Source organism: Gimesia algae, from assembly GCF_007746795.1.
Taxonomy (GTDB): Bacteria; Planctomycetota; Planctomycetia; order Planctomycetales; family Planctomycetaceae; genus Gimesia; species Gimesia algae.
The window spans coordinates 1,607,840-1,627,044 of record NZ_CP036343.1; the positions used below are offsets into that span (position 1 = coordinate 1,607,840).

The window sequence follows — 19,205 nt, forward strand, 5'->3', positions numbered from 1 at the left end:
CTTTGGACACGCAGAACGGCAAATAGTTCGCATTTGCCGGTAATTTCTATGCGATCTGCTGATCAATTCCTGAAACAGCACCCGGACAAGATGTACAAAACCGACTGTCGATCAAAGAGTTTTGAGAAACCTTCCGGACAGTCGCTTCCCTTCCTTCATCATTCTTTCATAAGGATTTTATGCGATCCACTTCTCTGGTTCACAATCTATTTTGAAGCTCACGCCCTCTTCATATTGACTTAACAATTGAGAATTAGAATCCCGCTCAATCTGATTGAGAGAATTCTTCTCATACATACCTGTTAGACGTAATAAGGTCATTAACCAGAAATAAACTCATCTGACTACATTAATATTTTCTCACAATAGAAGAATCCTCTGAAACCAGATGGGATTCATTTTTAATCGAACAAATTCCTGGAAGTCATTTTAAAGAAGAGGTCATTATGAAAAATCGAAGAGGATTCACTTTAATTGAGTTACTGGTAGTCATCGCAATTATTGCGATCCTGATTGCCCTGCTGCTGCCTGCCGTTCAGCAGGCTCGTGAAGCCGCTCGTCGCAACACGTGCAAAAACAACATTAAGCAGATCGGCCTGGCGATCCACAATTATCACGAAGCCTTCAACTCATTGCCACCCGGCAGTATCGTTCTGCTCAATAGCTCGGGCACAACTTACAATGGTCATGGCTGGACCTGGCACGCCAGTCTGTTGCCTTATCTTGATCAGGCCAACCTGTACGATGCCATTCAGGGACCGGATTCAAGCGGAATGGGAGCCGAATCTGGAGGGGTCAATGATCCCAAACAGCAATTGGCCGGACAAACGGTTCTTTCCGTCTTCTGGTGTCCGTCCCAACCCGATGTGACCCAGGGAGCCCAGAAGAATGGATATTCTCCCTCTAATTACAACGGTAATATGGGTACGCTCATCGGCAGTTCAGGCGATAACTGCTACAGCGGTGGTATTACCGATGCCGCCGGGATGGCTGCTAAGGGTGGATGCATGGGTGGCGATGGCGTATTCTTCATCAGCAGTAGCGTTGCCTTTCGCGATGTCACCGACGGCCTTTCAAACACTATCTTCGTCAGCGAAGTGATTGACTCAGGTGGCGATGCCGACATGCTCGGTGGTGGCGGCAGCGACCGCAAGCACTGCTTCTCCAACGGAGCAGACAGCAATCCTCCTACCGAAATGACAGAGTACCTGATTGCCGCTGAAAGCAACGACCCGATCAACTCCTACGGCGAAGAAGCGGCCGGCAGTTATCACACGGGTGGTGCCCACTTCGTGTTTGGTGACGGCAGAGTGAAATTCCTCTCCGAGAATGTCGACATGACCCTCTATCGGGCCCTCAGCACCAGAGCCAAACGGGAAACCTTAGGCTCTGACTACTAAGTCAAAACGTGATATGAACTGCGTCGCTACACAGCGCGACGCAGTTCTCTTTCATTCGGATCATGACCGTGATGATTCGAGAGCAGACACGCTCAAACAGTCTCAGGCAACTGAAAGGCAAACTGTAATGCCACGCAGTCAGATTCTGAAACGTCTTTCATAACAAAATTTTTACTGAGCTTTGAGCGTCCCAGGCAAGATACTTCTTATTAGAGAGTGAGCAAAACCATGAAATTGAAACCGAATGATATTTTGATGATCACACTGCTGTCACTGAGCCTCAGCTTAACAGGCTGTGGAGGCGGTGCCGGTGACCAGCCCACATTGGGACTGGTCAAAGGAACCGTCACTATGGATGGCAGCCCCCTGGCCGGCGTAGCTGTGACGTTCTCCCCAGACAGCGGCCGTCCCGCCACAGGAAAAACAGACGTAGCTGGCAACTATGAATTAATCTACATCCGCAACACTCCCGGCTGTAAGCTGGGGCATAACACTGTGATGATCAGCAATTCCGGTGAAGAGGATGAGATGGAAATGGAAGGGGACGACGCCGTCATGCCCAATTCGACTGAAGAGAATGAAATTCCGGCGAAATACAACAGTAAGACAACACTCGAAGCCGATGTGCAACCAGGTGAAAATACCTTCAACTTCGATTTGAAGAAAAAATAATTGCGTTTCACCATTTTTCATCTCACAATCACTGCAGGGTGGACCTGTGTGTCTGCCCGCAGTGTGAGAGCAGGCTTTCTTTCAGGAACGCCGTTCCTGCCTCAGGAATGCCAGCACATCGCGGCAGCCGCGCTGTATCTGGGCACTCATCACTTCGCGGGCCAGGGGACCATTTCCATCGCGCAGCGCCTGCAGCAGCTCTTTTTTGCTGTCACAGGTTTTCTCTGCCAGGTCAACAGTCAGAATTTTGGAACTGTTGCGCTGTGATTCAAATACGGTCGAAACCGCGCGATGTTCGCGAATGACTTTGGCGATCAGACGATTCCGCGAGGCCTCAATCACGGTCTCATGAAAGGCTTCTTCCAGATCCAGCCAGCGATGAAACTGGGCCGGTGTGGCGTGGCCAGCACTTCGTTCGCGTATCAGATCTCGAATTGCGTAGAACGCGTCCAGCATCGTGTTGAGATCATCCAACTGATGCGGGGTAATATACCGCGATGCTTCTGCTGCTGCACAACTCTCCAGAGCATCCCGCAACATATACAGTTCTTCCAGATCCTCGCGATTCGGATTCCGCACAAAAGCGCCCGCACCCGGCACATGCTCGACCAGTCCTTCTGAAACCAGGCGGTGAATCGCTTCCCGAACCGGAATGACACTCACGCCAATCTCTGCAGCCAGTTTGCGATTCACCAGTTGCGTCCCCGGTAACAGCTTCCCTTCCTGCAGTTCCTGCTTGAGGAATTGGTAAGCACGATCCCCCAGATTTTTGCTGACTTCATACATAACTGGCTTTCCGGTTGACAGACAGACGCTCATTTCTCACAATCAAGTGTATGTTATAACATGTTATCACACAGTGTCAATTTCTGCAGCCGCGGTCCTGAACTCTGATTACCTTTCGATCGTGCCTCAGTCCTGGCGTTGTGTAGAGCAAGAGTTTTCCCCTGGTTCCAGTCCATTCAACAGAAACGCGTACTATGAAAATCCCGTTGAATCTCATTCCCCTGTTCCTGATCGCGTTTACATTTTCTGCAAACCTGGACGCCGCCGATCAACTGCCGCTCATTAATCTCTCGCAGCAGACTGACCGCCAATCTGTTATCGTCGCTGGCACGCCTCAGGTCTACCAGGGACACCCCACGACGTTACTGCTGCCCGATCAGAAAACCATCCTCGCCGTCTGGTGCATCAACCACGGAGGTTCAGCCGGCCCGATGGCTCGAAGTGAAGATGGCGGCAAAACCTGGTCCCGCATTGATGAACGCCTACCCGCCGGTTACGCGACACATCAGAACTGCCCCAGTATCTACCGCATGATTGATCCGAAAGGGAAAGCCCGCCTCTGGGTCTTCTCTGCGGCCCTCGGTAAACGCGGTGGCCCCGGGATGCCCAGCATCATGAGCGAAGACAACGGCGCCACTTGGAAAGAAATGCCCCCCCTCGGGTTCCCCTGCGTAATGACCTTCAGCAGCATGGTCCGCCTGAAAGATGGGCGCTACCTGGGTCTCTATCATAAAGGTCCTGATGGTAAAGACCGCGCCCCGCTGGTCGTGCTGCAGACCATCTCCGCTGATGGCGGCTTCAGCTGGTCGAAACCGCAAGTGGTCGCCGAAGTCGAAGGCAAAAACCCTTGTGAACCCTGTGTCTTCCGCAGCCCGGATGGCAATCAGCTCTGTTGCCTGCTACGCGAAAATACTCACAAAGGTAATAGCCTGATGATGTTCAGCAACGACGAAGGCGACACCTGGACCAAACCCGTCGACACCCCCTGGGGCTTAACCGGCGACCGTCACAAACAGGTTTTCACTCAGGACGGACAACTTGTCATCTGCTTCCGTGACCAGGCGCCCGGCAGTTCCAGCCGCGGACACTTCGTTGCCTGGGTCGGCACATACGACGACATCGTCAACGGCCGCGATGGCAAGTACCGCGTCAAGCTGCTGCATCATCATGGACGCACCGGTGATTGTGGCTATCCCGGTATAGAATTGCTGCCAGATGGCACCATCGTCGCCACCACTTATGTGAAATACCGTGACAACAAAGACAAAAACTCCGTCGTCGCCGTACGGTTCAAACTTGATGAGTTATCGAAACCGGAAGAAAAATAAATGAGATTCTTCTGAATCGGCTCTCTCTCCTGTGCCCCTGTCGGCTCGCCCGGCAGGGGAGGCTCAAGGGTACTCAGGCGTATCAACGAAGCCTTCGCCTACTTTTTCCATGATGTAACCCAGTCCCACGGCGCCCCCTTCCAGAACCGCGAACAGTATCACCAGCCACAGTCGTTCCGAGAAAGTAAACGCGACTACAGCGAAGAAATTCGGAATCTGTCGGAATGTATTCCCGATAAAGTCCATCAGCGCAACAAAGGCGGTCTTGATCATGGCACTCCGGGCAGCGCGTCGTCGCGTCAGATGGAGATCCGACTCCAGTTCGCCGCCATTCTCCGCGGCAAAGCGTTCGGTTTCGTTACTGCGCCAGCCTTCCTTCGCATGTGCATAAGCGGCAGCGGCACACGCCCAGCCAAACAGTGCAATCCCCAGCATCACCAGCGCGATCAGTTTATGCGTGGAAGGCTCGTCATCCTGCGACTTCGATTTCTTTTTCTTACGCTTCGGCGTGGCATCCGCTTTCACGCCCGTTGACTTTTTCTTCTTCGTTAACTTTTCTTCAGAAACCGGTTTTAGCTTCCGCTTACGACGCGGCCTTTGATACTCTGCTTCTGACATGATTACTGCTCACTTCAGTCATTTTTCAACATCACATTTCCCAAATCCAGAGCGTCTCCGGCAGTACACACTGACCAGAAGAACAGATATTATGACGGGGTATTTTTCGATGTCAACCACACGTTGAACAGTTAATTCAAGACTTCACATTCACTCGAAAATGAACTGATCACACACCAGCAGAGAATTTCTATCCCCCTATTAATGCAGAACGCCCTGCAACAGAAGTATCAAGAAAATACTCCCACTGCAGGGGTCGTCCTGGCATGTGACTCTCGGTCCAGCTTTCGAGAAAATGAACCGGGCTGAACCAAATTATTCATGCAGTCTGTTTCGCGTGTTTCCCTTCGGCAAATTCTTCCAGCATTTTATTACAGAACGCAGGCAGGTCATCCGGATTACGGCTGGTCACCAGGCCTTCATCGCAGACACATTCCTCATCCACCCACGTCGCGCCGGCATTTTTGAGGTCGGTCTTCAGACTCGGCCATGACGTCAGACGGCGGTCAGCCACTACATCCGCTTCCACCAGCGACCAGGGGCCGTGGCAGATTGCCGCTACCGGTTTTCCCTGTTTAAAGAAGTCGCGCACAAAGTCCATTGCGGTCTCGTTCACCCGCAGCGCATCAGGGTTGAATACGCCACCCGGCAGCACCAGCCCCTGATAATCCTCCGCGCTCACTTCATCCACAGTTTTATCGACGGCGAACTGATCTCCCTTTTCGTCGTGATGCACGCCCTGAATCTTGCCTGATTTTAGCGAGACCAGTTGCACTTCCGCGCCCGCTTTCAGGGCAGCCTCCCACGGCTCTGTCAGTTCGACCTGCTCAAATCCATCTGTTGCGAGAAATGCGATTGTTTTACCCTGCAAATCAAATTTCGTCATGTGATTGAATCCTTTATTGTTTGTTCTACCTTTATTGTTTTTTTAAATCTGTCATCTGGCTCCACTGAACCAGGAGAGTACTTTCTCAATTCCCTCTGCAGCCGCCGTGGGTACAGAAGCGAATCAGATTTCGATGCTCCCCTGGAATTCTACGGTCATCAGACAGATACAATTTCCTTGCATTCCGCTGCACACTTCCGACAGGAGGCAGCACACGCCTGACAGTGATAATGTTCGTGTGCCTCACACTGTTCTGCACACCAGGTACAGATCTCCGCACATAGTTGACTGATCTGTGATGAATACTTGCTGTTACGGGCTAATGCCTGAGCGGTATAAAGACAGATGTCGACACACTCGCGGCAGCAGTGGGGACAGTCATTATCACTTTCTTTGCCGATCATGGCATCCAGACAGAATTCACAGTCAGTGGCACACTTCAGACAGGCGTCGATACAGGATTGTTTGAGACTCATTTTATTTCTCCATAAAATCGATTGTTGGGAAAATTGAATGTGAGACGACAGGTGACGTTGCCCATACACCTGCCACAGAGACCAATACGCTGCCTGATGAGTGATCCAGCGCAGTGACGTATTTGTTTTGTAATCCTGAATCACTGAAATGCAAAATGCATGCCAGCCTGCTCGATTGAGAGAAGAAACTGTAAACCAAGGAGACAGCAGACGAATTTGCGGAGAGTGGTGGTCGCGGGACCGACACACTGAACGGTGAACGCGCGGAAGATATTCAGTGTGAGCAGCCAACACTGCGGCGTTCTGATTCTGAACTGCGACAGAATGGCTCACAAGAGCAGGGCAGCATCGATTCCCGCTGAGCGAAGTACTGACATTCAGTCTTCCCTGCAGCGGGTCATCGACTGCGGAAACAGCGGTGACTGGAAATCGAACCGCCCACCAATGGAAGGTCGATCCAATTTCGCAGAACGTCGTCCCGACCTGGTTGCTCATGCCAGTTGAGGATTCGGGAGACGCGTCGCTTAACCTGAAGTTCAGGTTAATGTTGTGGTCGAATCGGCATCTCTGCTTTCATTTTCGGCCCTACGACTTCTTTCATAAACTGATTCCAGCCCTTTTCACTTTCCAGTTGAGGATCACTGGCCCTCAGTCGCTCCAGGGTCGCAATATCATATTTCTCATTTACATCAGTGATCGCATTCCACTCTTCCAGTGAGAGAGGAGCGGCTGGGGGAATATCCGTAGGAACCCCCACCTGTACCTCAGCTTCAGAACCGCCACAACCGGTCAGTATCACTGGCCACAATACGAACAACATACACACTACACGAAACATGCTTCTCTCCTGAAAACAGGCACGCGGCCACAGCTGCACAAGCGGACCGCGTCCTGATAAATCACTTACTACTATGGAAACTCAACGATTTCACCACCAGCGCGGGTGGAGAGGGCCTGGTACAAATCATAATTAATATTTTCTGAGAGGTAGTGGACTGAACCATCCACCATTGCAAAGTGGGCGCCACCGGGATGCTGACTGCGAAAAACCCCATAGGTTGTGGTCCCGTCATGCAGATTCAATCGCGCACTGGTCGTTCCCCAAGTGTATCCAACGTAACCATAGGCCCAGACGCTTCCTACAACTGAGGTTCCCGTTTCAGGTGTTCCCGTCGGAGATGAATCAATCTCTCCCATCAGAAAAGTGTTGGTCGTACCATCAGTAATGTCACGCATTTTCGTTTTTTTGTCGTAATTGGCACTTGTGGAATCTTCCAAAATCCGAGGGACAATCGCACCATCATAGGCAGGTTCTGGTACTCCATAATTTGTATAATAATGCAAATATTTTGTACTCGGTGTGCCAGCAGAAAAAATGTAACTGCAGGGTGCCCGGTTATCCGCTACGGGTCCAGGTAATGGCATGGAAGGACACAGGAATGTGGGCACGATCATCTGCACCAGCATCGCATTCGTGAAGCCATCTCCATCAGCATCGTTCGTGCTGTTGCGTGGTTCTTCTTTATCCCAGCGTCTGGCGACAGCATCCTGCTCCAGGTAGGGCAGGATTTCAATATGTCCCGTGATCCAGGTAGTAGCAGGAGTCGGGCTGGCAGACAGATCTGCGGTCTCCGCGTGATCCGATGTCCCAAATGGAAACCGCAGAAAGGTATCGTGGAAATTATGAGTCGCCAGTGCAATCTGCTTCAGATTATTCTTACACTGCGAACGACGAGCGGCTTCACGAGCCTGTTGGACGGCCGGTAACAGCAAGGCAATCAGAATTGCGATAATCGCAATCACGACCAGCAGTTCGATCAAGGTAAATCCAGCGCGCTGCGGAGCGCGGAAACGGGGACGTTGTGTTGTGCGAGACAACATGGTGGGTATCTCCTTCAGTTGGAAACCAGTAAGGGGGTCATTCACTTCCCACAAGGGAGTGAAACTCGCCGGAGCGATTGGCTGGCTACTGAGGAGACCTCTAATTCAGAAGAACAGGGGAGCAATCAAATACTCTTAACACTGCCTTCGCGATGGTCCTGATACCTTTTGCGGGCTAATCCGGAAACGAAACATTAATTCTTATTGAGCCCAGACACCTACCTGACACTGAGTCTCAATATCAACAATATAGTGAGATGGAAAGCAAAACGTCAAGTCGCTTCCAGAGAAAGAACAAAAAAATCCAGAAATGAATTTCGGTCTACTCTCCATTGATATAAGTCACATCTAAATTATTACTTACGTCATATCAGCAGACGGGAGGGGCTGGCTTCTTTGATATCTTCGGGATTTTCCAGAGCCGCCTGAATCCCGGCTTTGACTCCTGTCACAGCAGTCTCAACAGACATACTGGGAGCCCCCAGATTCTCATCCCGTGCCGCCACTTCAGGTAGAAAAGGGAGATGAATCCAGCCTGCCCGGATGGGTAACTGCTGCTGAGCGATATGATGCAGGACGCCATACATCAGGTGATTGCAGCAGAATGTTCCCCCTGCATCAGAAATGTCTGCGGGAACGCCAGCCGCCCGCATTGATTTGACCATGGCACGCAGCGGGAGCGTTGCATAATAGCCGACCGGTCCCTCCTCAGCCGTCAAATCCCCCTGCAGCGACTGGCCAGCATTGTCGGTTAAACCGTATCGCGTCCCATCATTCAGGTTTTGTGCCAGTCGTTCCACGGTGATCATTGACCGTCCCCCGTATTCGCCCATCATCACCACCAGTTCCGGCTGGACTTCCTTAATCGCTGCGGTGACGAAATCAATACATTTGAAAAACGTATTTGGCACAATCCGCGAGACAATCTCCACGTCTCCAACTGTTATCCCCTCCAGCGACCGCGCCACCGATTCAGCGGGATTGATGGGCGTATAACCATAGGCTTCAAAACCGGTCAGCAAAACTTTTTTCATGAGTTGCCTCACGTCAGAGTGGATAATTGCGCTGTCTGCAGTTTACTGAGTCATACAACAGGCAGTCTGCCGAATACTCTAACGCAAATGAGAGCAGGGAAGCTACCCGATTTCTGCAGAACCTGTATCACGTTCTGGAATCGCTTCTGCAGCAGTCGCGATGTTGTGAATCATCCCGGAAAACACAAAATGATGCAGCGGGCAGACCGCATACCAGTACAATCGCCCCCACAGCCCGACGGGATCAAAGATCGCTGTCTGCGTGATTGTTGATGTCTCACCCGTGCCGGTCACTTCAAATTCCAGCCACGCACGACCAGGCAGCTTCATCTCCGCCAGCAGTCGCAACCGCCGATTCGGTTCATAAGCTTCAACCCGCCAGAAATCGACCGTATCGCCCACACGCAGCGTCTCAGCATTCGCCCGTCCCCGTCTAACACCAATCCCGCCGACCAACAGGTCCAGCCAGCCACGCAGATGCCACAACCAGTTGCAGGCATACCAGCCCGTATCGCCGCCGATCCTGCGAATCGGCTGAAACGTTATCTCTGCAGGTCGCGCGACATCAACGGAACGGGAATCGATAAACCGCGTTCCAAAATGGACTCCGGTCCAAGTGGGCAGGGAACCCGACGAAGACAGCGAATCCGACCAGCGCGTCTCTGCAAACGCCTGCTCTTCATTGATGAGTGCACGCTGAATCGCAGCTTCAATGCCCATCGGTTTGATATCGAACGCCTGCAACGCACTCTGATCCTGCACGACCGTTGAATGCACGATACTTTCAATAAGCTTGCGACCAATGCGGGCATAGAGCGGCGTCACCAGACCCAGCCACAGACTCGACAGGTAAGGCGTCAAAACGGGAACCGGAATCATACGCAAGCGAATCTCGCGACAGCGGGCATACACGCGCATAATTTCCGCGTATGAAACTTCGTTGGCTCCGCCAATCTCATACACTCGGCTTTCCGGTAACGACACATCCAGCGCTGCAGTCAGATAAGCGATGAGGTCCTCAATCGCAATCGGCTGTGCCGACCGCATGACCCATTTGGGTGTAATCATAATCGGCAGACGTTCCACCAGAGAGCGGATCATCTCAAACGACAGGCTGCCCGAACCGATCACAATCGACGCCCGAAATTCCAGTACCCGCACGCCCGATTCCCGCAGGATCTGTCCCACTTCCTGGCGGCTCCGCAGATGTGGCGAGAGTGTTTCCGCTTCATTCCCCAGTCCGCCCAGATAGATGATCCGCTCGACACCCGCATCCCGGGCTGCGTTGGCAAAATTCTCAGCAGCACGGCGGTCATTCTCTTCAAACGAACCTTTCTCACCCATGGAGTGAATCAGGTAATACGCCACCTTCACGCCCTTCAGCGCCGGGGGCAGTGTCTCCGCATCCAGCACATCGCCGGCTACGACTTCAATATTTTCTCCCACCCGCGCACGCAGATTTTCAGGCCGCCGCGCCAGGCACCGCAGTCGTACCCCACGCTGTTCCAATGCCTGTAGTAACCGTCCTCCCACATATCCCGTCGCACCGGTCAATAAAACCAGATCCGCTGTGGAATTCGCTGCCTGTTCATTATCAACCATCTATAACCGCTCTTTCGCTCAGCAGGAATCACAACTTGATATCATATCAAGATTTATAGTGCTGACACTGCAGATTTTGAGGGAGGAATCGAGGGATTGCTAAAAAAATGCGATCATACCATATTCAGCGGACTACCAGTTTCCCTTCGTCATAAGCAATTGCCTTCTGCCGACCAATCACCGTATCCCAGTTCATCCGGTGAGGCGGGCTCAGATAATGCGCGTAAGCGACGGCCATCTGCCGAGCCACTTCTTTAAAAGGCACACCACCGAAACCAGCCCCCATCGCGGGAAAGACGACCGTATTAATTTTCTGCGTTTCGTCCGTCTGTCGCACGGAGTGCTGATAGACAGCCAGCAGCGAAGCCCAGGTCGCCGCATACACTTTGTCGGTTCCAGAAATTGAACCGGGCACACGCATCGTCGGGCTATGCGCTACGAAAGGATAATCGGGATTGCCTGTAGACTCAATGAACGACGTGCCGATTGGCTGCTCGCCCAGATATTCATCCAGGATGCGATGCTGAATCCGCTGCATCAGTTCGACGCCATGAAAGTGGATCACCGCGGCATCAATGCCCGCATTCATAATCCCGAAGGCATTCGCGGCGGTCACAAAACAGTCATGCGGGGGCAGGTCTTCAAAACGGCTTTCGATGACCGTCACGCGGGGGAGTTTCTCAAAACGCGTTCGAAACGCATCACACATTTCTGATTCAGGATGAATCAACCAGAGATCAATGGGCAGAGCCATAAAAGAGCAGGGCACCTTTCTGAATGCTAGACAGGTTTTATACCAATTCACTCACACTCAGGTCAAGCACTTAAATTCAGAGAATTCCTGAAATGCCTGTCCGTTTTGACAAATCGCGTTGACTCAACGCACCAGCGCGATCGGCGTCTGATCTTTCCAGTCATACTGTTTCCCGTCCACCGTCAGACCAATCAGCATCAGGTCGAATTCATGACCTTCCCATTGAAAGGTCACACGCCCCGGACGAATCGTGGTATCCTGGAATGTCTGTCTGTTACCCGGCATCTGTTCCGCCTGATCGGGCAGGGAGAAAGTTCCCGCCGGGTGAGTACCCGCCTCGCGATCTGCAATCACAATCTGACGGTTGAAAGGACGATCCTCGCGGCCCGCCAGCCTCAATGTCAGCGCCAGTTGTGTTTCCACCCGACCAATTTCTGCTTCCCAGTGTCCCTGAGAAGCGTTAAATGATTCCAGAGACCAGAACAACAGACCCACACACACCAGGCCCGCGCCAAGATAGATCAGAATGTTTCTGAGAATTTGTTTCTGCATTGGTTTTCTCAACAAAAATGCGAAAGAAACAGCGACTCAAGTCTCACATCAATCACAATTGCTGCTCACTGCTCCTCAAACTGCTGCAGATGCTGTTCCAGCGCGTCCCATTCAGCGATGACATGCTGCTGGATTTCCGGGTTGGAAATATAGGGATGGCCGCTGGCGACATGCACCTTGATCGATTCTTTCACGTATGAAATCAGCTGTAACACGTGGGATACCAGTTCCCGTACTTCCGGTAGAGTCTCTTTCGTAAACTGAAATTGAATCGCCGCTCCCAGCCCCAGAATCTGGCACCACTCCACTCCGTTTTCCTCGCGCCAGACAGGTGTGACCAGCAGGTAACGCTCCAGTACCGGAAAATAATATGCGAACGCTTTGCCTCCCATATACATGAAATCTTCTGTGTGCTTTTCCGGATCTTCCTGGAACCTTTGATAGGCTTCCGACAGCGTCGAACCACCAAAGTGTTTCCACGCGACCTGCGCGTCGAGGTCTCCTGCATCAGGATCAAAGTCCCGTTCGCCGGGCAGCGGGCCTGATTTCTCCCAGGGTGGTTTCTCTGTCATAAGAATATAAGATTTTCACTTTTGATTCAGATTCAGGTAATCAGCAGCAAAGCCAGATAAGGCACTGCATTAAACACCAGAAACAGCAATTTGAACAGGCCGATAAAGCAATACATTACCACATTAAACGATTCCCGAGGCAGCGGAATCCAGGCATTCTGCGATCGATACACCAGTTCCGGCGCCAGCAGAAAAATCAGGGTCCACACAATCAGGATTGACCCATTCACAATCGTGCACCACATGAAAAACGCGGTCAGAGTCTGAATATCCATACGATTTTCCCTTCAAGAGCCATGTGAAAGACGTTGTTTCAAAATATTCCGGACGCGCGCTTTCACAGCAGGGGCTTCCTCTTCCAGAGCTGCTGCCAGTAGTGAATCCACTTCCGGTTGGAACCGCGCATGCTGCAGTGCCAGTTCATTGAAACCGTTATAGCTCCACGCTCTGACAAATTTATTTTCACTCTGCAGACAGCGGCGTAAAAATGGTTCGAGTTGCTTCACATCCCGTCTGTTAATCGTCAGGTAAGGCAGGCACTGCAGTAGATGCAATTGCGTTTCCCAGTTTTGCAGTTCCGGTAAACTTCGATAAAACGGCGACAGATCCGTCGGTGCGACAACTTGTCCTGCCTCCAGAGCATGTTTCAACAACCAGCTGGCGACCTGCTGTCTCACGGAATCACTCAACAGACTCACCAGAACGCTACAAAATCCCGGTTCTTCACTGACACGATCATAGAGCGACTGTAATTCCTCGACAGTCCACTTCTGCTGATTCTCTAACAGACGCCTGATCTCCACCATCATTCCCCTGATATGATTTCGACTGATTTAAAGAGATCTGTGTTCACACTAAAAAAGTTTTCCAGATCATCAACGCAAATATAATCAGAATGCCGATGACAACGAGTAGCCCAATCGGCAACAGTTCGGTCAGCGTTTTATGCCAGGCCAGGAAATGCTGAATTACCATCATGGTGCCCGCCAGCAGAAACAGCCACAGCCCCAGTGACAGGATCCAGTCGGGAGCACTGATACCCGTGAGGGGGTACCACAGCAGTTTCACTCCCAGCAGGAAGGCAGACAAAACGATGGGAGCATCCGCCAGTGTCAGCCACCCCAGCTGTTTCTGAATCTCATATTTTTTCTCTGCTTTCTCCGGATCTTCTTTGGGGATCTCACGAATCTTCTGAATAAGATACAATCGAACTCCCGACAGATAAGCAGATAAAGCGACCGTAATCCCCAGTATCGCCAGCAGTTTATCTGAGCTGAATAACATTGAGTTGCTCCTGAGTAAGTTATTTTTCAGGTGACGAATCAGTAATTATCACTCAGAGAGTTTAACACGACTTCATTAAGAAAACAAAACAACATCTGTCAGGAAATGAATTCACAAATCGGAAGTCGTATTCTTTACTTGTAATCAGATCAGGAAGAAATCAACAGGTTTCGCTGTAATTCCGCATTTACAGAATAGACTTTTTCGAACGGCAGATACCGTTTGAAACCTTTGCTGCTGCTAGTCCGCAACCGGTTCAATTTGCGCACCGTCGGCGTCAGATCCTCAATCCCGATGATCCAGTCATCGACAAATTCTCGAATAATATGGCGGCTCAATCCCACCTGAATACTGAAATAAGGCAATGCAGCGCCCCGCGCACTGCGTTCTGTATCCCACTGAATATGCACACGAGCATTTTTGAATTGATGCTCCCATTCCTTAGCAGAGGCAAACACCCGTTTTTCCGGCGAGGTCAACACACCCAGTGAGAGGGCCTTCTCCCAGCCGATACGCGTTATCCGTACGGCCAGAATTCGCGTCTGCCCCGATTTCTGTCCCCAGTTGCTGCGATGCATGAGCCACAGAAACGAAGGCTTAATCCATGTCATCCGCCCCAACGAAAAGGGAGCCACAAACCTCTGTGCCGCGAGTGCAGGATCAGCGATCGCATCGGAATACGCCTGATACACCACAATCGTTTCACGATCATAGTCCGCCCGGATTTCATACAAATTCGCCATTGTCCGATTGCCTCGTAACCGCGTTGGAGACAGCTCTACTCCAGAGAGCACCTTCCCGTTACGACACAGCCATCAAGCAAACGTTCGCATGGACTCAGCCTGATGAAAAAAGAAAACTACAGCTCAGCACGTTCTCGCCAGCAGAGTGGACGTCTATTTGCGTCTCCGTCGCGGCGGGCCATCGACGGCTTCGCTGGCCATCTGGTACAACTTGAAGCCGGCAAAACACAGCAGGACACAACAGCTCAGAAAGACCCAGACCGCGACTTTGCTGGAGTGCCCTTCCAGTCGGGACGAATCTTCCACGCCAGGCAGGTATTGCACATTCACCGTCGGACCCGGCACAGGCCAGTCAATGGGGACATCATCCCGCTCACTATAGTGCTTGCCGTCTTCGTCAGTAAACGTGTATTCCACCGCCAGTAATGGTTTCCGACGACTCTCTGCGGTATCAAAGGTATTGGTCACCGTCGCTTCTGTGGTCGCTCCCCAGACAGTATATTTCAATTCCTTAAACGATAGATATCCGCTGATCAGAAAGGCGACCACGGCAATCAGAATCCATTTCAGTTTTTTAAGCTCTTCGTCTTCGTCGATCATGGGTTACTTCAATCGCTGGATGGAAATCAGGAGCAAACAGGCACTTCGTTACCGCAAACATGGCTCAATGTATAGAGGTAACAAGATATCAGAAGCCCTAAGAACAGGACACATCTGTGTAGTATAAAATCGATTAATTTCCTGAAATCACTCTCAGTCCAGTCTTCAAGAAAAAACAAGCCATTGAAGTCATCAGCGGCGTTCCCCGGTTACGGCGGTCATTCATGCACGTAGGCCCAGTCGCCTACCCGTTCCAAGCTGCCGCCATATCCGTTTTCCGGATAGTCCTGTTTGGGAAAGTACAACATCATGTCCCAGTTGGGACCACCGCTCGGGGTTCGCACAACAAGTATCCAGGGATTCTGTTCGGGCCACCACTGATAATCAGCGGTGAGATAATATTGGTACTCCGGATAGGCCATCATTCCCGTGCCGGGAACTGCAGTCAGATAGTCGGGCACCAGTTGTTCCAGTGTTTCAGGTGGACGCGCATGGTCTCGCGTGTAGGCTTCAATCGCCTTTACCAGGAACTGGCTCCGCTCAGCGAAGTCCGCCATCCGGGCCATGCGCACCTGTTGCCCCAGTTGAATACTGTAAATGCAACCTGGAATATAAATCAAAGACAGCATCAGGAGCAGAAATGCATCCCTGCGATATTGCTTGAAAAACAGGCACATCAAAGACGCAGGAATTGTCAGAACTGCCAGCAGAAATGCAAGGCCATAAAAAATCGCCAGCCAGAGAAACAGCGTGGTTCCAACAGGGGTCGTCGAAATCCAATGTGCGAACGGAAAATACCCGACAGCAGTAACCGCAAACAGTGACAGATAGATCCGCTCTTTACGTTTCATGGCTGAAGGCCTCCTGAAATTCGCGTCGTCTGTGTTCCCTGATGCTCTCACGATCATCTGCACGATTGATATAACAGCGAATTGACCAGGCAGCAAAAATCCCCAAAGCAGCGTTACCCCCGCTTCCCAGCAGCAGGATCCATCCGCCACGTACCAGGAATACTTTGACTCCCAATACGAAAAATATTCCCCCCCAGATCAGCGGGCTCATTCTCTGATGCGTAGCAGTCCGACCAAAGCTGCTGTAATACGCATAGTTAAAGGCGATGGCACCCCCATCGAACGTTCCCAGAAATCCCAGTGCAATCAACCAGAACTGGTCCTTCGTCAGCAACGCCACAATCTGTCCCAGGTAGTATCCCAGCAGGAAGCCGATCAGCATCCCCAGCACTGTCAAAATGAATATTCTTAAACCGGACCAGTATGATTTGCGACGAACTCCCGCCAGTAGTAAAAAGGCGCCCAGATGGGGTAACAGCGCGGGATCATGTCCCACACAGATATAACGTTCCGGTATGCTAAACAGAATTCCTTTCCTCAGACCGGTATAAGCCGTCAGACCGTCCCGGTAGCTCTCTTTCAATGCCCATTGACACTCATCCAGAGGGTAACTTGTATCTTTACCTGATGTCGTAATTACCAGCCGGTTATGTTCCACAGCCACTCTCCGGGGCAGATAACTTCGCTCCAGCAATAACAGCCCTTTGAGAATGAGATATCCCGCTAAAAAACCACACCAGAAAAAACAGAACCCGAACACGAGATCGAATCGGGCATTGACTGGATCCAGCAACGCCAGCACCACAACGGGCGACATAAAAATAAGAAACGCGACAACCAACGTTTTATAACCTGCGCCACGCACATAGTATTTCAAACTGACATCCGATTTCTCCACGACATCCACCAGTTGCCCGCCGTCTGCAGCAAACTCATAGAGATCCGGAGAGACCTCTTCCACACAATGCCGACAATACCGTCTGTCATCCCAGAGCGTCACCGCTTCGTCGGAAATTGACTCTCCGCAATAAGGACAGGCACCATCATTCATGTGAGCACTTCCTGACACGCTGAAATTCCGTTCGGCTGAACTCGACGATTCTGTTTCATACCGACAGACAATACACGTTTTTTAACAACTGGCTCCGTCATTCATGCACGTAGGCCCAGTCGCCCACGCGTTCCAGCCAGCCACCGTAACCCTGTTTCGGATAGTTCTGCCTGGGAAAATATAACACCACATCAAATCCCACTCCGAAAACAGGTGGCAGCACCTGCAGAGCCCAGGGATTGCCTGCATACTGTTGACGGGCATCCTCACCGGTGAAATATTGAAATTCGGAACAGGCCCGCATCCCGGTATCTGGCACGGCAGACAGATAATCGGGAACCAGCACAGTTAACGACTCAGGCGGAACGCCATGCTGACGTTCATAATCATTGATCGCGGCAATGAGCGGTTGACTGCGACGCGTAAACGCTTCCCAGCGGGCAGTCCAGACACGATGTTCCCAAGCGTTCCCCAACAGAAAACAGGGAACATACACGGCGATCACCAGCAACCAGAGCAGGGCACGCGCACGGGTCTGTTTCCAGCAGAGCCGCACCAGCATAATCGGCAGCATCACCAGCGCCGCCAGAAAGTAGAAGAGATACATCATCGTCACACACAGGAAAAATACACTTCCATAAGGAGACAGTAATGCCCATGCCGCAAAAGGCAAAACAACAATCGCAGAAATCGCGAACAGAATGTATACGATCAAGTCTTTAGACTTCATAGCTGTCAAGTATTTTGGGATTACGGATATCTCCTGACAAGACAGATCGCAGTGCCGTTCACGTCCTTTCATTGTAATGAACTCTGGTTAAGAAAGCAGCATTTTTCTGCAGCCTATTCACCGCCGATGCCTTCTTCTTCCTGTTTGACTTCTTTGGCTTCCTGCACATGCTGACCCGCGGGATTCACAATCCGGTCCATTTCCAGCATCGCACCAATGATGCCTCCCCCTCCGCCGCCGCCAGAACCGGTTCGGCTGTTGTGACGAAACATGTCCCTCAAAAACACTACCATCATCCAGGGCGTGGCGATCACCACCAGAATCAATCCAGCCAGCACACAGAATTCCATGGGTTCCATCAGATTTCCCTCGCATGATTGTCAGTGGAAACAGGTGACAGTAATCGTTTGAGTCCTACGCCTAACTGAAACACGGCGATCACAAACAGAACTTTTCCCACCAGAGCCAGACAGCTCCACTGAAACCAGTTATTCCAGAGTTGCTGATACTCATCCGGCCCCAGCAGAACAGGTTCGGAAGGAGTGGAACTGGACTCCAGCAGATGAGTACTCAATCCAACCAGCACGAACAGCGCCGCACATTCCAGGCAGAGCAACAGCCAGGGACTTGCGTGATACAAGTATTCAACAGCTTTCATTGATCTCATTATCCTGAAAATGGATTCGTTTAGTATTCACAGCGTCTCCTTCGAAGCCGCCTCCGCCTCGCGAAGCGCCTGCTGTTTGAGATCACTACGACGAATCGTGGAGGTCAGCCACAGTCCGTAAGGCAGCCAGATGTAATAGTTCCAGGGATCGGGTAACACAAATACCAACACCACAAACAACGAAACCACGATGAAGAACATCAAAGCCATCTTCTTCACATACGCCCGTTCGCGCGGCCCGTTTGTCTGTTGGATGCTGTTCCAGGTACCGTACACACCTCCCAGGAATCCCAGCAGAGTGCCACCAACAGCGCCGATTAAGCCAATCATCTCAGGAGCCATTTTGATTCCCTTTTTAGATTCAGGGGTTAATAATCCGGAAACATCCGCTTCAGCCAGCTATGACAAACCGATTCCTTTTTTGCTATCAATTCCGGGTCGGGACAGTCCATCGCCCGTACCTTATTTTCGACAACACGGCAACGAATGGCAACACCAGTGGATAGAAACCACAGGAACACAACAACAGATTTTACTAACAGATCATGCTGATACAGACAGAAAGAATCAGTAGCCCAGTGCCACGCCAATAAACAGTAATTCCACGGGGATAAAGTACATGTTTGTTCGCATCAGTGACTTCAATCTTTCCAGAATTTTAACATTTTCCATCACAGGATACTGTCTCAAAAATCGATTCAACTGCAGACTGTATCAC

Annotated in this window: 26 protein-coding genes; 4 read left to right on the forward strand and 22 right to left on the reverse strand. The window is 51.2% G+C overall.

Annotated features, from left to right (window positions below):
• Positions 1-446 precede the first annotated feature (446 nt).
• Positions 447-1,400, forward strand: a complete 954-nt coding sequence (locus Pan161_RS05965) for a DUF1559 domain-containing protein (RefSeq protein ID WP_145224980.1) — start codon at positions 447-449, stop codon at positions 1,398-1,400.
• 228 nt (positions 1,401-1,628) lie between these two features.
• Positions 1,629-2,072, forward strand: coding sequence for a carboxypeptidase regulatory-like domain-containing protein (locus Pan161_RS05970; protein ID WP_145224982.1), 444 nt, complete (start codon positions 1,629-1,631; stop codon positions 2,070-2,072).
• Positions 2,073-2,153: 81 nt separating this feature from the next.
• Here the strand turns inward: Pan161_RS05970 and Pan161_RS05975 are convergent, their stop codons facing one another.
• The gene (locus Pan161_RS05975; protein ID WP_145224984.1) at positions 2,154-2,858 is read right to left on the reverse strand and encodes a GntR family transcriptional regulator; all 705 of its coding nucleotides are present in this window, start codon (positions 2,856-2,858) and stop codon (positions 2,154-2,156) included.
• A 194-nt stretch (positions 2,859-3,052) separates the two neighbouring features.
• Here Pan161_RS05975 and Pan161_RS05980 point away from each other — a divergent pair, with 194 nt between their 5' ends.
• Positions 3,053-4,186: a sialidase family protein gene (locus tag Pan161_RS05980; protein ID WP_145224986.1), complete on the forward strand. Its 1,134-nt coding sequence runs from the start codon at positions 3,053-3,055 to the stop codon at positions 4,184-4,186.
• A gap of 63 nt (positions 4,187-4,249) precedes the next feature.
• Here Pan161_RS05980 and Pan161_RS05985 read toward each other — a convergent pair whose 3' ends face one another.
• The 3 genes from Pan161_RS05985 to Pan161_RS05995 all read right to left on the reverse strand — a co-directional run bounded on the left by Pan161_RS05985 (position 4,250) and on the right by Pan161_RS05995 (position 6,166).
• Positions 4,250-4,804, reverse strand: coding sequence for a hypothetical protein (locus Pan161_RS05985; protein ID WP_145224988.1), 555 nt, complete (start codon positions 4,802-4,804; stop codon positions 4,250-4,252).
• Positions 4,805-5,123: 319 nt separating this feature from the next.
• The gene (locus Pan161_RS05990; protein WP_145224990.1) at positions 5,124-5,690 is read right to left on the reverse strand and encodes a type 1 glutamine amidotransferase domain-containing protein; all 567 of its coding nucleotides are present in this window, start codon (positions 5,688-5,690) and stop codon (positions 5,124-5,126) included.
• 158 nt (positions 5,691-5,848) lie between these two features.
• Entirely contained in the window at positions 5,849-6,166 is a 318-nt protein-coding gene (locus Pan161_RS05995) for a four-helix bundle copper-binding protein (RefSeq protein WP_145224992.1), read from the reverse strand.
• 324 nt (positions 6,167-6,490) lie between these two features.
• Here Pan161_RS05995 and Pan161_RS06000 point away from each other — a divergent pair, with 324 nt between their 5' ends.
• Positions 6,491-6,670: a hypothetical protein gene (locus Pan161_RS06000; protein WP_145224994.1), complete on the forward strand. Its 180-nt coding sequence runs from the start codon at positions 6,491-6,493 to the stop codon at positions 6,668-6,670.
• A 37-nt stretch (positions 6,671-6,707) separates the two neighbouring features.
• Here the strand turns inward: Pan161_RS06000 and Pan161_RS06005 are convergent, their stop codons facing one another.
• The 18 genes from Pan161_RS06005 to Pan161_RS06090 form a co-directional block, all read right to left on the reverse strand.
• Positions 6,708-7,004 (reverse strand): hypothetical protein, encoded by a 297-nt coding sequence (locus Pan161_RS06005; protein WP_145224996.1) that lies wholly within the window; start codon positions 7,002-7,004, stop codon positions 6,708-6,710.
• Between the two features lie 71 nt (positions 7,005-7,075).
• Complete coding sequence (locus Pan161_RS06010; RefSeq protein ID WP_145224998.1) at positions 7,076-8,047, reverse strand: DUF1559 domain-containing protein; 972 nt, start codon at positions 8,045-8,047, stop codon at positions 7,076-7,078.
• Positions 8,048-8,412: 365 nt separating this feature from the next.
• Entirely contained in the window at positions 8,413-9,081 is a 669-nt protein-coding gene (gene pcp / locus Pan161_RS06015) for a pyroglutamyl-peptidase I (protein WP_145225000.1), read from the reverse strand.
• Between the two features lie 102 nt (positions 9,082-9,183).
• Positions 9,184-10,683: an SDR family oxidoreductase gene (locus Pan161_RS06020; RefSeq protein ID WP_145225002.1), complete on the reverse strand. Its 1,500-nt coding sequence runs from the start codon at positions 10,681-10,683 to the stop codon at positions 9,184-9,186.
• A gap of 124 nt (positions 10,684-10,807) precedes the next feature.
• Complete coding sequence (locus Pan161_RS06025) at positions 10,808-11,437, reverse strand: macro domain-containing protein (protein WP_145225004.1); 630 nt, start codon at positions 11,435-11,437, stop codon at positions 10,808-10,810.
• A 123-nt stretch (positions 11,438-11,560) separates the two neighbouring features.
• On the reverse strand, positions 11,561-11,989 hold the full coding sequence (locus tag Pan161_RS06030; RefSeq protein WP_145225007.1) for a hypothetical protein: 429 nt from the start codon (positions 11,987-11,989) through the stop codon (positions 11,561-11,563).
• Between the two features lie 65 nt (positions 11,990-12,054).
• Positions 12,055-12,561, reverse strand: coding sequence for a hypothetical protein (locus Pan161_RS06035; protein WP_145225009.1), 507 nt, complete (start codon positions 12,559-12,561; stop codon positions 12,055-12,057).
• 32 nt (positions 12,562-12,593) lie between these two features.
• Complete coding sequence (locus tag Pan161_RS06040; protein ID WP_145225011.1) at positions 12,594-12,836, reverse strand: DUF6868 family protein; 243 nt, start codon at positions 12,834-12,836, stop codon at positions 12,594-12,596.
• 12 nt (positions 12,837-12,848) lie between these two features.
• Positions 12,849-13,370, reverse strand: a complete 522-nt coding sequence (locus Pan161_RS06045; protein WP_145225013.1) for a hypothetical protein — start codon at positions 13,368-13,370, stop codon at positions 12,849-12,851.
• 40 nt (positions 13,371-13,410) lie between these two features.
• Positions 13,411-13,845: a hypothetical protein gene (locus Pan161_RS06050; protein ID WP_145225016.1), complete on the reverse strand. Its 435-nt coding sequence runs from the start codon at positions 13,843-13,845 to the stop codon at positions 13,411-13,413.
• Positions 13,846-13,994: 149 nt separating this feature from the next.
• Complete coding sequence (locus Pan161_RS06055) at positions 13,995-14,588, reverse strand: DUF4291 domain-containing protein (protein ID WP_145225018.1); 594 nt, start codon at positions 14,586-14,588, stop codon at positions 13,995-13,997.
• Between the two features lie 153 nt (positions 14,589-14,741).
• A complete protein-coding gene (locus Pan161_RS06060) occupies positions 14,742-15,188 on the reverse strand; it encodes a hypothetical protein (protein WP_145225020.1) in 447 nt (148 codons plus the stop codon).
• A 218-nt stretch (positions 15,189-15,406) separates the two neighbouring features.
• Positions 15,407-16,039, reverse strand: coding sequence for a hypothetical protein (locus Pan161_RS06065; protein ID WP_145225022.1), 633 nt, complete (start codon positions 16,037-16,039; stop codon positions 15,407-15,409).
• Positions 16,029-17,090, reverse strand: coding sequence for a hypothetical protein (locus tag Pan161_RS06070; RefSeq protein WP_145225024.1), 1,062 nt, complete (start codon positions 17,088-17,090; stop codon positions 16,029-16,031). The genes Pan161_RS06065 and Pan161_RS06070 overlap by 11 nt, the downstream gene beginning before the upstream one ends.
• 97 nt (positions 17,091-17,187) lie before the next feature.
• Positions 17,188-17,820: a hypothetical protein gene (locus Pan161_RS06075; protein WP_145225026.1), complete on the reverse strand. Its 633-nt coding sequence runs from the start codon at positions 17,818-17,820 to the stop codon at positions 17,188-17,190.
• A gap of 113 nt (positions 17,821-17,933) precedes the next feature.
• Positions 17,934-18,179 (reverse strand): hypothetical protein, encoded by a 246-nt coding sequence (locus Pan161_RS06080; protein ID WP_145225028.1) that lies wholly within the window; start codon positions 18,177-18,179, stop codon positions 17,934-17,936.
• Entirely contained in the window at positions 18,179-18,478 is a 300-nt protein-coding gene (locus Pan161_RS06085) for a hypothetical protein (RefSeq protein WP_145225030.1), read from the reverse strand. The genes Pan161_RS06080 and Pan161_RS06085 overlap by 1 nt, the downstream gene beginning before the upstream one ends.
• 36 nt (positions 18,479-18,514) lie before the next feature.
• The gene (locus Pan161_RS06090) at positions 18,515-18,829 is read right to left on the reverse strand and encodes a hypothetical protein (RefSeq protein ID WP_145225032.1); all 315 of its coding nucleotides are present in this window, start codon (positions 18,827-18,829) and stop codon (positions 18,515-18,517) included.
• Between the last annotated feature and the right edge of the window lie 376 nt (positions 18,830-19,205).

Excerpts from the sequence above, each read along its gene's own strand:
- Pan161_RS05975 (WP_145224984.1), bottom strand. The coding sequence starts at position 2,858 with ATGTATGAAGTCAGCAAAAATCTGGGGGATCGTGCTTACCAATTCCTC.
- Pan161_RS06025 (WP_145225004.1), bottom strand. The coding sequence starts at position 11,437 with ATGGCTCTGCCCATTGATCTCTGGTTGATTCATCCTGAATCAGAAATG.
- Pan161_RS06065 (WP_145225022.1), bottom strand. The coding sequence starts at position 16,039 with ATGAAACGTAAAGAGCGGATCTATCTGTCACTGTTTGCGGTTACTGCT.
- Pan161_RS06060 (WP_145225020.1), bottom strand. The coding sequence starts at position 15,188 with ATGATCGACGAAGACGAAGAGCTTAAAAAACTGAAATGGATTCTGATT.
- Pan161_RS06005 (WP_145224996.1), bottom strand. The coding sequence starts at position 7,004 with ATGTTTCGTGTAGTGTGTATGTTGTTCGTATTGTGGCCAGTGATACTG.
- Pan161_RS05970 (WP_145224982.1), top strand. The coding sequence starts at position 1,629 with ATGAAATTGAAACCGAATGATATTTTGATGATCACACTGCTGTCACTG.
- Pan161_RS06040 (WP_145225011.1), bottom strand. The coding sequence starts at position 12,836 with ATGGATATTCAGACTCTGACCGCGTTTTTCATGTGGTGCACGATTGTG.
- Pan161_RS06050 (WP_145225016.1), bottom strand. The coding sequence starts at position 13,845 with ATGTTATTCAGCTCAGATAAACTGCTGGCGATACTGGGGATTACGGTC.
- Pan161_RS06055 (WP_145225018.1), bottom strand. The coding sequence starts at position 14,588 with ATGGCGAATTTGTATGAAATCCGGGCGGACTATGATCGTGAAACGATT.
- Pan161_RS05990 (WP_145224990.1), bottom strand. The coding sequence starts at position 5,690 with ATGACGAAATTTGATTTGCAGGGTAAAACAATCGCATTTCTCGCAACA.
- Pan161_RS06080 (WP_145225028.1), bottom strand. The coding sequence starts at position 18,179 with ATGGAACCCATGGAATTCTGTGTGCTGGCTGGATTGATTCTGGTGGTG.
- Pan161_RS06000 (WP_145224994.1), top strand. The coding sequence starts at position 6,491 with ATGGCTCACAAGAGCAGGGCAGCATCGATTCCCGCTGAGCGAAGTACT.
- Pan161_RS06090 (WP_145225032.1), bottom strand. The coding sequence starts at position 18,829 with ATGGCTCCTGAGATGATTGGCTTAATCGGCGCTGTTGGTGGCACTCTG.
- Pan161_RS05995 (WP_145224992.1), bottom strand. The coding sequence starts at position 6,166 with ATGAGTCTCAAACAATCCTGTATCGACGCCTGTCTGAAGTGTGCCACT.
- Pan161_RS06085 (WP_145225030.1), bottom strand. The coding sequence starts at position 18,478 with ATGAAAGCTGTTGAATACTTGTATCACGCAAGTCCCTGGCTGTTGCTC.
- Pan161_RS06070 (WP_145225024.1), bottom strand. The coding sequence starts at position 17,090 with ATGAATGATGGTGCCTGTCCTTATTGCGGAGAGTCAATTTCCGACGAA.
- Pan161_RS05965 (WP_145224980.1), top strand. The coding sequence starts at position 447 with ATGAAAAATCGAAGAGGATTCACTTTAATTGAGTTACTGGTAGTCATC.
- Pan161_RS06030 (WP_145225007.1), bottom strand. The coding sequence starts at position 11,989 with ATGCAGAAACAAATTCTCAGAAACATTCTGATCTATCTTGGCGCGGGC.
- Pan161_RS06075 (WP_145225026.1), bottom strand. The coding sequence starts at position 17,820 with ATGAAGTCTAAAGACTTGATCGTATACATTCTGTTCGCGATTTCTGCG.
- pcp (WP_145225000.1), bottom strand. The coding sequence starts at position 9,081 with ATGAAAAAAGTTTTGCTGACCGGTTTTGAAGCCTATGGTTATACGCCC.
- Pan161_RS05980 (WP_145224986.1), top strand. The coding sequence starts at position 3,053 with ATGAAAATCCCGTTGAATCTCATTCCCCTGTTCCTGATCGCGTTTACA.
- Pan161_RS06010 (WP_145224998.1), bottom strand. The coding sequence starts at position 8,047 with ATGTTGTCTCGCACAACACAACGTCCCCGTTTCCGCGCTCCGCAGCGC.
- Pan161_RS06020 (WP_145225002.1), bottom strand. The coding sequence starts at position 10,683 with ATGGTTGATAATGAACAGGCAGCGAATTCCACAGCGGATCTGGTTTTA.
- Pan161_RS06045 (WP_145225013.1), bottom strand. The coding sequence starts at position 13,370 with ATGATGGTGGAGATCAGGCGTCTGTTAGAGAATCAGCAGAAGTGGACT.
- Pan161_RS06035 (WP_145225009.1), bottom strand. The coding sequence starts at position 12,561 with ATGACAGAGAAACCACCCTGGGAGAAATCAGGCCCGCTGCCCGGCGAA.
- Pan161_RS05985 (WP_145224988.1), bottom strand. The coding sequence starts at position 4,804 with ATGTCAGAAGCAGAGTATCAAAGGCCGCGTCGTAAGCGGAAGCTAAAA.